Source organism: Okeania sp. SIO3I5, assembly GCF_010672085.1.
Lineage (GTDB): Bacteria > Cyanobacteriota > Cyanobacteriia > Cyanobacteriales > Microcoleaceae > Trichodesmium.
This window is the reverse complement of the sequence record NZ_JAAHHT010000033.1, coordinates 3,501-15,158: the sequence shown is the minus strand read 5'-3', so window position 1 is coordinate 15,158 and position 11,658 is coordinate 3,501. Positions and strand designations below refer to the sequence as shown.

The window sequence follows — 11,658 nt, the reverse complement described above, 5'->3', positions numbered from 1 at the left end:
AGAGTTTCTAACCTTGGGAACACTGAAAGCCTTGGCTAGCAATGCCTACTCCAAGAACTTTGCACTGTCTAGTATAATTAGATAATATAGATTTCGGTTATATATAGCAGGGAACAGGGAACAGTTAGAAAAAACATTTCCCAGTCTAAGGTTCATCATCAGTCCATGTCCTAAGCAACTCTTTCTCAGCTATAATATATGTTTATAATTCTATAATTACTTCCCTACTCTCTTACCGAAACAATTAAACACAGGACTTACGCACAGACGCCATATATAGTAGGGGCGAATGGTATTCGCCCTCTAGGGATAGCGTATTATCTAATAATTTGCGTAAGTCCTGAAACAATTAAATAATTAAATAGTTCAGGTTTAAAGCCTCCTCTTGGATAGGGGAAAAAATTTATTTTTTCCTTAATTAGTCAATCCTCTCCCTAAAAGGGAGAGGTAATTATCCATTATCCATTATCCATTATCCATTATTGAATCCCCTACTCCCTAACCTATGATTGATTACATCCGTAACGGCGAAGAAATTTATCGCAAATCTTTTGCGATGATTCGCTCTGAAGCAAACCTAGAGAGTTTGCCTATTGATTTAGCAAATGTGGCAGTTCGACTAATTCACGCCTGTGGAATGACAGATATCCTCGAAGACTTAGAAACTTCACCAGATGCAGTACAAATAGGTCGCGCTGCATTAATTAAAGGGGCAACTATTCTCTGTGATGCTCAAATGGTAGCGAATGGGATTATTCGTCATCGGTTGCCTGCTAATAACCAAGTTATTTGCACTCTCAATTATCCAGAAGTGCCAGAAATAGCGCAACGAATTAAGAATACTCGTTCGGCGACTGCTGTAGAATTATGGAAACCTCTGATTGATGGTTCTGTTGTAGCTATTGGCAATGCACCAACTGCACTGTTTCACTTATTAGAATTGTTAGATGAGGGGATGGCAAAACCTGCTCTGATTTTAGGCTTTCCTGTAGGGTTTGTGGGTGCAGCAGAGTCAAAAGCAGAATTGGCAACCAATAATCGGGGTGTTCCGTTTATTACACTGCATGGACGACGCGGAGGAAGTGCAATCGCTGCTGCTGCTGTTAATGCTTTGGCAAAAGAGAGTGAGGTATAGCTTATCAGTTATCAGTTATCAGTTATCAGTTATCAGCTTTCAGTTATCAGTTATCAGCTTTCAGTTCTTAGCTATCAGCTTTCAGCTCAAGTCACAACTATTAGTTGTAAAGGATTTCAATTTTATTACAGCAGTGCATGAGGATGGTGAGGTACAGTTGAAGATTAATCTCTATCTTTGCAGTTCAGGTTTCTTATCTTTAACAAGCAAGATGCTTGTGTTACCAAAATTACTAAATGAAATTTTGTACCTCACGTGCCTCCGAAATTGCTGTAACTTCCTAATATAGAATCCGGTTGCTAAACTGAACTATATCAGGACTAAAGCCATGCGAACCCAGAAACCCGGTTTCTCGTAGATGTTTATTGTCAAAAACAACAATTTATCGTAGAAACCGGGTTTCTTTGCGTAAGTCCTATATATAAAAGATGAAGGTTCGGTGTTCAAACCCCTACGGTAATGTTTTCTGATTTTTTCTATATGAGGGGTCTCACCCCAAACTGCAACGTTATAGTTTTTGAAATTTTTGGATGATAAAAATGAAGGTTTGGTCTTTAAACCCCTACGGTAATGTTTTCTAATTTTTTTCTAGATGATATAAAATCCCGTTGAACAGTCGTCCGCAGCGACGATAGGAAGCAATCTCCGTACACATAAGAGATTGCTTCCTTCCACTCGTGTAAGTCGCAATGACGCAAGCGATAGTAATTATCCGGATTCTATATGAGGGGTCTCACCCCAAACTGCAACGTTATAGTTTTTGAATGATATCGAATTCGGTATGAGGGGTCTCACCCCAAACTGCAACGTTATAGTTTTTGAATGATATCGAATTCGGTATGAGGGGTCTCACCCCAAACTGCAACGTTATAGTTTTTGAATGATATCGAATTCGGTTATAAAATTAAGTGTTCAACCTGATTTTATCGGGACTTACGCAAAAAATAGAATTGTATCTGTAGGGGATGAATGGCCATTCGCCTCCTACTAGATATGTTGGTTCTGCATAAGTCCTGTATATAAAATTTTTTGAACCTATAAAACCTGAATTTTAACTTTTAACTTTTAACTTCCGTGAAGATGACAGAACTAGGAAAACTATATGGATTAGGTATTGGACCAGGAGATCCAGAATTGCTGACTCTCAAAGCACACAGGATTTTAACTACTGTTCCAGTAATTGCTTACCCTACCTCAGAAAATGGCAAATCTTTGGCACGGGCGATCGCTGCTGAGTTTATTCGTTCTAACCAGATTGAAATTCCTATATATTTACCTTTTAATGTTAAGGAATCATCTCAACCCTATTATGATCGAGCTGCCCAACAGATTGCTGAATATCTAAAATTTGGGCAAGATGTGGCGGTTTTGTGTGAGGGGGAACCGATGTTGTATGGTTCATTTATGTATCTTTTTCAGCGACTTTCAGGACAATTTCCCACCGAAGTTGTACCAGGAATTTCCTCAATATTGGCAAGTGCAGCTATGTTGGGAGTGCCCATTACTTACCGCAATGATGTTTTGAGTATTATACCTGCTACTTTGGATGAGATTAACTTGCGCGATCGCCTTGCTGTTGCAGATGCAGCGGTAATTATTAAATTAGGCAGACATTTTGCGAAAGTCCGCAAGATTCTGGATGAGTTAGGGTTGTTGCACCGGGCGCTTTATATTGAAAGGGCAACCCAAACTGAGCAAAGAATTATTGATATTACTGACGTTGAACCGACAGAGGTTCCCTACTGGTCTTTGATTGTGATTCCGAGCAATTAAGGAAGGCAGAAGGCAGAAGGCAGAAGGCAGAAGGTAGAGGGGTTAGAAAGATTTGGAAAAACTAGCTTTTCATAACCGGATTTGGTATAATCAGGACTTACGCAAAGAAACCGGGTTTTTAGGATAAATCCTTGTTTTTAACAATAAATATTGAAGAAAAAACCCGGTTTCTGGGTTCGCCTGCGTATTACGCAAAGAAACCGGGTTTTTAGGATAAATCATTGTTTTTAACAATAAATATTGACGAAAAAACCCGGTTTCTGGGTTCGCCTGCGTAAGTCCTGATAATCAGAAAAAACCAAAATCCTAGTAGATTAAAAATGCTACAAGTCAACCAAGCAGAGTCAATCATTTTGAACCTAGTACAACCCTTAGACTCTGAGAGGGATGTCGAGACAATAGACTTATTAACCGCATCGGGGCGGATATTAGCAAACCCAGTCACCAGTAAACTTGATTTTCCTCACTGGGATAATTCAGCAATGGATGGCTATGCGGTAAAATTTGCAGATGTCAAAGACTGTAATCCAGAAAATCCTATATCTTTGGAAATTGTAGAAGAAATTCCTGCAGGGTATCAACCTCAAAAGCAAATTGAGTCGGGGCAAACAGCTCGTATTTTTACAGGCGCTTGTATGCCTCAGGGAGCAGATACTGTTGTTATGCAAGAAGTGACTAAACGGGAAGACGATCGCGTAGTTATCCTAGAAACTCCCCAACCCCAAGAATTTGTGCGATATCGTGGCTCCTTTTACCAAGCAGGTACTCCTGTACTCAACCCTGGAATTTACTTGGGCGCTCCTGAAATAGCTGTTTTAGCAGCACTCCAATGTCCTCAAATCAATGTATATCGGCGCCCGAAGGTGGGAATTATTTCTACGGGTAATGAGTTGGTGACGCCAGAGCAACCTCTACAAGTTGGTCAGTTAGTAGATTCAAATCAATATGCTTTAGCTGTGACACTGGAGGAAATGGGTGCGGAAGTAATACGATTTGGTATCTTGCCAGATGAACGGGAAATTTTGCAACAGACTATTGCTGAAGCTATTGTCAACACAGATTTTTTGCTTTCTACTGGTGGAGTCTCAGTGGGAGATTATGATTATATTGAGGAAATTCTGACAGCATTAGGAGCAGAAATTCATATTCATTTTGTGGCGGTTAAACCAGGAAAACCTTTAACGGTGGCACAATTTTCTGATGCTCAATGTTTATATTTTGGTTTACCGGGAAATCCTGTTTCAGCTTTAGTCAGTTTTTGGCGGTTTGTGCAACCTGCTCTGAAAAAGTTAGCTGGAGTTAACGAAGCAGAATGGGGACCGGAATTTTTGATGGCGCGATCGCTTCAAGATTTACATTCTAATGGTAAACGAGAAACCTATCTCTGGGGTAAGTTAAATTTAGGGAATGATGGTTATGAATTTAAACTTGCGGGTGGTAGTCACAGTTCGGGGAATTTAATTAACTTGGCAGGAACGACAGGTTTAGCTGTTGTACCTATTAATGAAACTTTGATTCCTGCGGGTGAGTTAGTGCAAGTCTTGAAAATCAGTTTTACAAGTTAAAATTCCAAATTCAAAATTCAAAAGTAATCGTAAATGTAGTGGACCGTTTCACCTAAAATAGCGCATGATTATTTGTCATTGCGAACGACAGTGAAGCAATCTCTAGAGAGTTTCCTATTGCACCATTTTAGCTGTGTCTGTCCATTAGTCGACTGTTTCACCTAAAATAGTGCATGATTATTTGTCATTGCGAACGACAGTGAAGCAATCTCTAGAGAGTTTCCTATTGCACCATTTAAGATGAAACAATCTATTAGGGTGCGTTACATTTCATTAACGCACCATTTATAAGAAGTTGTTTGTAAACTCATAAAAACCAGGTTTCTTTGCGCAAGTAAATCAGGACTTACGCATTAGAAACGAGTTTTGGGCGGAGATTGCTTCGCTTCGCTCGCAATGACAGAATTACATTATTTTGCGTAAGTCCTGATGTTAATTTTCAATGTGTTATACTAAGTAGTGGATTGAAATCTCTAAAATGGTACATTTCGACAGATTGCTAGATACTTTTAACATTCTAAATTTTAGCCATCTAACGTACCCTAATAAACTTATTTATTTAACCAGAATCAAAAATGAAATATCACGCATTTATGTCTTTTTTAGAAATTTGTTGGGTAGGCGCTACCCTTTGTATTTTTAGTAGACAAATAGGTATTTGGCGGAGAAAAACTATAAGAAAGCAAAATAGAAATGCTTAATTTATTTCGGGCGATCGAAATAGTCAAAATTGCCCGGCTAAAAAATCATCCTAACCAAGCTAGAAATCTTAAAAAGGTAACAGGATTAAATGATTTGTGACAAAAACTGTAGGGGTTTGGTCTCCAAACCCAAAATCATCCCAACCAAGCTAGAAACCTTAAAAATGTAGCAGGATTAAATGATTTGTGACAAAAACTGTAGGGGTTTGGTCTCCAAACCCAAAATCATCCCAACCAAGCTAGAAACCTTAAAAATGTAGCAGAATTAAATGATTTGTGAAAAATAACTGTAGGGGTTTGGTCTCCAAACCCAAACGATAAAATATTACAACCTAATTTACGATTACCATAAAAACTAATAATTAATAACCGATTAAAATGGAACCTATAGAATTAACTTTTGCAGCGATCGCCTACCATTTTTTAACTAAATATATGGAAAAGACAGGGGAAGGTTTAGGTGAAAAGACTACGGAACAATTGGGTAAACTATGGCAACGAATCAAAGGAATGCCTGCGGATACTTTCGGTGCTTTGAAACCGGCACTTGAAAATCCTTTTCCTGAAGATTTTGAGCAAGCGATACGGGAAATGGAGGCAGTTGCTAATCAAAATCCGGAACTTAACCAAGATATTATTGATGTGGTTGAGGTTGCTAGGGAGGAACATTCAGAATATGTGAAAAATCTTCAGGCGAAGTTGCAAGAAATGAAGTCTCAAGGAGGGGTAACTGCTGAGAATATTAATGCTTTGTTTCAGGGAAGCACTATTACCGAGAGTTCTATAAATAGGGATCTTAAAGAAAATAATGTAGTTATTCAGAATCCTACATTTGAGGGTGACGTTACTTTTTGACTGGAGTCGTCGGGAGGGGCACCGACAAAGAAAAGTACCCAATCTCAACATCCTAAGCAAAAATACAATATTCCTGGGGAGGAATGGTTAGACAATAAAATTTTTGTGGGTAGGGAAAGGGAACTTGCCGAACTCGACGACTTGCTGAAAAATAATCAACGGGTTGCTGTTGCTTCTGTTTCGGGAATGGGGGGTGTGGGTAAAACGGAACTTTCCCGTCGATACGCTCATGCTCATAAGTCTGCTTACCCTGGTGGTATCTGTTGGTTGGAAGTACCTGCCGAGAATGTGGGTATTCAGATTCTCAGGTTTGCTCAGAATAATCTCGGACTTATTCTACCGGAGGAGGAAGATTTAGAGGGGAGGTTGCGCTACTGTTGGCAAAATTGGTCTGAGGGGGAGGCGTTACTTATTTATAATGATGTGACTGACTACGAAAATCAGGTTAAGCCTTTTTTGCCTCCAGACTCCAGGTTTCGGGTATTGCTAACGACTCGTAAAAGTTTTGGGAAGGCATTTCGGGAGTTGCGTCTGGATGTGTTGAAACCTTTGACAGCGATGGAGTTGTTAAGGTCAATTATTGGTAGAGATAGACTTTTGCAGGAACCTTGGAAAGTAAGGGAACTTTTGAAATGCTTGGGTTATTTGCCTCTAGCGATCGAATTGGTAGGGCGGTATTTGGATGAGTATTGGGAATCTTTGAATAGGGATAATTTGGCTTTGACAAAAATGCTCCAGCGTTTACAGGGAAAAAGTCTGGAACATCGGGCGATGTCAGCTAATGAGTTGATTAATTATCCTCATGGTGTGGCAGAGGCGATCGCTTTGAGTTGGGATAAGTTGGATGAAAAGACTCAAGAAATAGGTTTGCGGTTGGGTTTGTTTGCTTTAGCTCCTTTTCGTTTGTCATTGGATGGGATGGAAGATGATGAGGAGTTGGAGGTTTGGGAAATTGCTATTGGGGATTTGGAAAATCTGCATTTGTTGAAGGGTGTTGAGTCTGGGATTTATAGTTTGCATCCTTTGGTGCGGGAATTTTTGCAGATGAAGTTGAGAGAATATTCGGGAGCGGATGAGTTGAAACGTGGTTTTGTTGTGGCGATGGTGAAGGCGGCGAGAAAAATTCCCCATGACATTACACAGGAGCAGGTTCGGGAAGTTGAGGTTGATATTCTCCATATTGAGGAAGTGGCAGAAAATTTGACTGAGTATTTGAGTGATGATGATTTGATTGTTCCTTTTATTGGGTTAGGTTCGTTCTGTAGAGAGCAAGGATTTTATCCACAGGCACAACCTTGGTTAGAGAAGGGTAAAGAAATAGCAGAAAGACGGCTGGATAAAGATAACTCTGATGTTGCAGAAGTCTACAACAACCTAGCAAATTTATATCGTTCTCAAGGGAAATACGAAGCAGCAGAACCTTTGTACCTGCAAGCTATTGAAATTGACAAAATCGCCCTACCGGAAAATCATCCCTCCCTTGCCACCCACCTCAATAACCTAGCAGGATTATATGAATCTCTTGGGAAATACGAAGCAGCAGAACCTTTGTACCTGCAAGCTATTGAAATCGTCAAAATCGCCCTACCGGAAAATCATCCACAGCTTGCCACCCACCTCAACAACTTAGCAGGATTATATGAATATCTTGGGAAATACGAAGCAGAAGAATCTTTGTTCCTGCAAGCTATTGAAATCGACAAAATCGCCCTACCGGAAAATCATCCCTCCCTTGCCACCCACCTCAACAACCTAGCAAATTTATATCGTTCTCAAGGGAAATACGAAGCAGCAGAACCTTTGTTCCTGCAAGCTATTGAAATCGACAAAATCGCCCTACCGGAAAATCATCCCTCCCTTGCTACGAGTCTCAACAACCTAGCAAATTTATATGATTCTCAAGGGAAATACGAAGCAGCAGAACCTTTGTTGCTGCAAGCTATTGAAATCAAGAAAATTGCCCTACCGGAAAATCATCCCTCCCTTGCTACGAGTCTCAACAACCTAGCAAATTTATATTATTCTCAAGGGAAATACGAAGCAGCAGAACCTTTGTTCCTGCAAGCTATTGAAATCGACAAAATCGCCCTACCGGAAAATCATCCACAGCTTGCCACCCACCTCAACAACCTAGCAAATTTATATGATTCTCAAGGGAAATACGAAGCAGCAGAACCTTTGTTGCTGCAAGCTATTGAAATCGACAAAATCGCCCTACCGGAAAATCATCCCTCTCTTGCTACGAGTCTCAACAACCTAGCAAATTTATATGATTCTCAAGGGAAATACGAAGCAGCAGAACCTTTGTACAAAAAAGCACTGGATATTTATGAACAAAAATTAGGTCAGGAACATCCTAACACTATTAAGGTGCGAGAAAATCTCGAACGTTGTCGGCAACAACAACAGAGCTAGACAGGAGCTAGACACGGATTTTGCCACGGATACACGGATGATGGAAACTGATAACTGAAAAGTCGCTCCTTAAAAAAGCACTCGATATTTTTGAACAAAAATTATCTGGGGAACATCCTCAGCTAGACACTGATTTGGTCGCGAATACACCGATGATGACAAAAGCTAGACAGGGATTTTGCCACGGATACACCGATGATGGAAACTGATAACTGAAAAGTCGCTCCTTAAAAAAGCACTCGATATTCTCGATATTTTTGAGCAAAAATTATCTGGGGAACATCCTCAGCTAGACTAGGATTTGGTCGCGGATACACCGATGATGACAAAAGCTAGACAGGGATTTTGCCACGGATACACGGATGATGGAAACTGATAACTGATAACTGATAACTGATAACTGAAAAGTCGCTCCTTAAAAAAGCACTCGATATTTTTGAACAAAAATTATCTGGGGAACATCCTCAGCTAGACACGGATTTGGCCACGGATAAACGGATGTACGAGTGTAGCAAACTCTAAATCAAATTTGAGGGTTGTCGCTAGTATCACATTCGGTAGAGCGATCGCTATGAGACTAGCAACTAACACTAATCTTATACCAGACATAAAAAAAGCTGAATCTCTAAAAAGCTCGTAATCGCCATAAGCGAAATCTTGTAGGGGCGATTCGCGTTTGCGGAGCATGACCTTAGGAAATCGCCCCTACAGTGCTTCAACCAAATGAAAACCACTGTAGATAAATTTCCACAAAATTTCACCTACGAAAGCGAGCGCTATTCTCAGTAAATTCTTAGATAAATCTCCACAAAGTTTCACCTACGAAAGCGATCGCTTTTTCTCAGTAAATTCTTAGATAAATCTCCACAAAATTTCACCTACGAAAGCGAGCGCTATTCTCAGTAAATTCTTAGATAAACCTCCACAAAATTTCACCTAGTTAGCGATCGCTTTTTCAGTAAATACTTAGATAAATCTCCAGAAACTCTAATCTACTCCGTAGAACTTCAGGTGTAAGATACACATGAACAATTAACTTCTCAGAATAACTCTTAAAAAACAATGAGTGTGCATCTAACTTTTGGTAATCCTTCCGGCGCAATTACAAATTCTAATGTGTCCGATAATTATCTCCTTGTCCGCGATCAGTACGCCATGTCCTACAATGACAATACCAGGATTGCGAACTGGGTAGGTTGGCAATTAAACGATTCCTGGAGAGGAAGTGCATCCCGTCAAAATGATTTTCGTCCTGATAATCAGTTACCAACTTCTTTCTCCCCAGTAACCCAAAATGATTATCGTGGCTCCGGGTTTGATCGAGGACACATTACACCTTCCGCTGACAGAACAGCAACAGTTGCTGATAACTCCAGCACCTTTTTTATGAGCAACATGATGCCTCAAGCACCCAATAATAACCGTGGTGTTTGGGGTGATTTTGAGCAGTTCCTCCGCACTCAAATGGATGGCAAAGATATATACATATATGCTGGTGGTCGTGGCCAAGGTGGTACTGGTTCCAATGGATTCGAGACATTCATCGGTCCCAATAACGATATCCTCGTTCCTAGCAGTACCTGGAAGACAGCACTAATTGTTGACGAAGGAGAAAGCCCTTCTCAAGTAGGTTTAGATGATACCATTATCAGTATTGATATTCCTAACTCTCAGTCCGTATCTGGTACAGACTGGGAAGATTGGGTAGTATCCGTAAATGATATTGAATTTGCTACTGGATACGATTTCTTCTCTGCGCTGCCAAATACTATCGAAAATGCCCTAGAAGCTGAAGTCAATACTACCGTTGGTGCTTCTAATGGAGGTTCTAGTGGTGGTTCTGGCTCCAATACTAATATCTTTATCAACGAGATTCATTATGACAACTCTGGTAGCGATACTGGTGAAGGAATTGAAATCGCTGGAACTGCGGGTACTAACCTCAATGGTTGGAGTCTAGAGTTTTACAACGGTAATGGTAGCGGACTCTACGGAACTGTTAACCTATCAGGAACTTTGCCTAATCAAGATAATGGTTTCGGTACAGACTTTTTTGGTATTTCTGGTATTCAAAACGGCGCACCTGATGGTGTTGCGCTAATTGATAATAATGATAATGTGGTTCAGTTCCTCAGTTATGAAGGTACACTGACTGCTGCCAATGGTACTGCTGCTGGTTTAACTAGCACTAATATTGGTGTATCGGAAACTTCTTCTACTCCTGTAGGTTATTCCTTACAGTTAGTTGGTACTGGTGACTCCTACAATGACTTTACTTGGCAGAGTGCTTCCTTTAACAGTTATGACTCAGTAAACTCTGGACAGAATTTTGTTTAAGGATTAATTTTTGTCAGTTTTTCCTTGATCAGGAATTAGATAAAATCTGTTACTATCGGTACAATTCAAGCTGCGTAGGGGTTTGGTCTCTAAACCCCTTCCCGACGAATGTTTCTAAATCTTGTTTAAGGATTAATTTTTGTCAGTTTTTCCTTGATCAGGAATTAGATAAAATCTGTTGCTATCGGTACAATTTAAGCTGCGTAAGGGTTTGGTCTCCAAACCCCTTCCCGACGAATGTTTCTAAATCTTGTTTAAGGATTAATTTTTGTCAGTTTTTCCTTGATCAGGAATTAGATAAAATCTGTTACTATCGGTACAATTTAAGCTGCGTAGGGGTTTGGCCTCTAAACCCCTTCCCGACGAATGTTTCTAAATCTTGTTTAAGGATTAATTTTTGTCAGTTTTTCCTTGATTAGGAATTAGAGCAAATCTAGTACAATAGTTACAATTCAAGCTGCGTAGGGGTTTGGTCTCCAAACCCCTTCCCTACGAATGAGTTTTTACCTTTGAATATGAAAACTTTTCTAACTAATACCAATTCACTTTAAAGATTTCACAAATATAGCAATCAGGAATGAGATGTGAGAAAAAACTGTAGGGTTTTGGTCTTATAACCCCATCTTAGCTTGGGTTTGGAGACCAAACCCCTACGATAAAATATTACAAATTCTCACAAATCACAACTGATTGCTATAGTTTCAAACTTATAATGTGAAATAATTGCTTGAAATTACTGAGCGCATCAAAGTTTTCAGTTCATCAAATCTGACTTTTAAATTTTGAACTTTGAATTTTGAATTCCGTGTTTTCAGTTCATCAAATCTGACTTTTAAATTTTGAACTTTGAATTTTGAATTCCGTGTTTTCAGTTCAT

Annotated in this window: 7 protein-coding genes; 6 read left to right on the top strand and 1 reads right to left on the bottom strand. The window is 39.7% G+C overall.

What is annotated here, in order from left to right; all coding sequences use genetic code 11:
- Positions 1-505 precede the first annotated feature (505 nt).
- The 5 genes from F6K40_RS10325 to F6K40_RS10305 all read left to right on the top strand — a co-directional run bounded on the left by F6K40_RS10325 (position 506) and on the right by F6K40_RS10305 (position 8,444).
- The gene (locus F6K40_RS10325; RefSeq protein WP_293135072.1) at positions 506-1,135 is read left to right on the top strand and encodes a precorrin-8X methylmutase; all 630 of its coding nucleotides are present in this window, start codon (positions 506-508) and stop codon (positions 1,133-1,135) included.
- A 1,080-nt stretch (positions 1,136-2,215) separates the two neighbouring features.
- Complete coding sequence (locus F6K40_RS10320) at positions 2,216-2,908, top strand: precorrin-2 C(20)-methyltransferase (RefSeq protein ID WP_293135070.1); 693 nt, start codon at positions 2,216-2,218, stop codon at positions 2,906-2,908.
- A gap of 320 nt (positions 2,909-3,228) precedes the next feature.
- Complete coding sequence (locus F6K40_RS10315; protein WP_293135068.1) at positions 3,229-4,473, top strand: molybdopterin molybdotransferase MoeA; 1,245 nt, start codon at positions 3,229-3,231, stop codon at positions 4,471-4,473.
- A 1,079-nt stretch (positions 4,474-5,552) separates the two neighbouring features.
- On the top strand, positions 5,553-6,029 hold the full coding sequence (locus tag F6K40_RS10310; RefSeq protein ID WP_293135065.1) for a hypothetical protein: 477 nt from the start codon (positions 5,553-5,555) through the stop codon (positions 6,027-6,029).
- Between the two features lie 105 nt (positions 6,030-6,134).
- Entirely contained in the window at positions 6,135-8,444 is a 2,310-nt protein-coding gene (locus F6K40_RS10305) for a tetratricopeptide repeat protein (protein WP_293135063.1), read from the top strand.
- 468 nt (positions 8,445-8,912) lie between these two features.
- Here the strand turns inward: F6K40_RS10305 and F6K40_RS10300 are convergent, their stop codons facing one another.
- Positions 8,913-9,131 (bottom strand): hypothetical protein, encoded by a 219-nt coding sequence (locus F6K40_RS10300; RefSeq protein ID WP_293135060.1) that lies wholly within the window; start codon positions 9,129-9,131, stop codon positions 8,913-8,915.
- Between the two features lie 375 nt (positions 9,132-9,506).
- Here F6K40_RS10300 and F6K40_RS10295 point away from each other — a divergent pair, with 375 nt between their 5' ends.
- On the top strand, positions 9,507-10,781 hold the full coding sequence (locus F6K40_RS10295; protein WP_293135057.1) for a DNA/RNA non-specific endonuclease: 1,275 nt from the start codon (positions 9,507-9,509) through the stop codon (positions 10,779-10,781).
- The last annotated feature ends 877 nt before the right edge of the window (positions 10,782-11,658 follow it).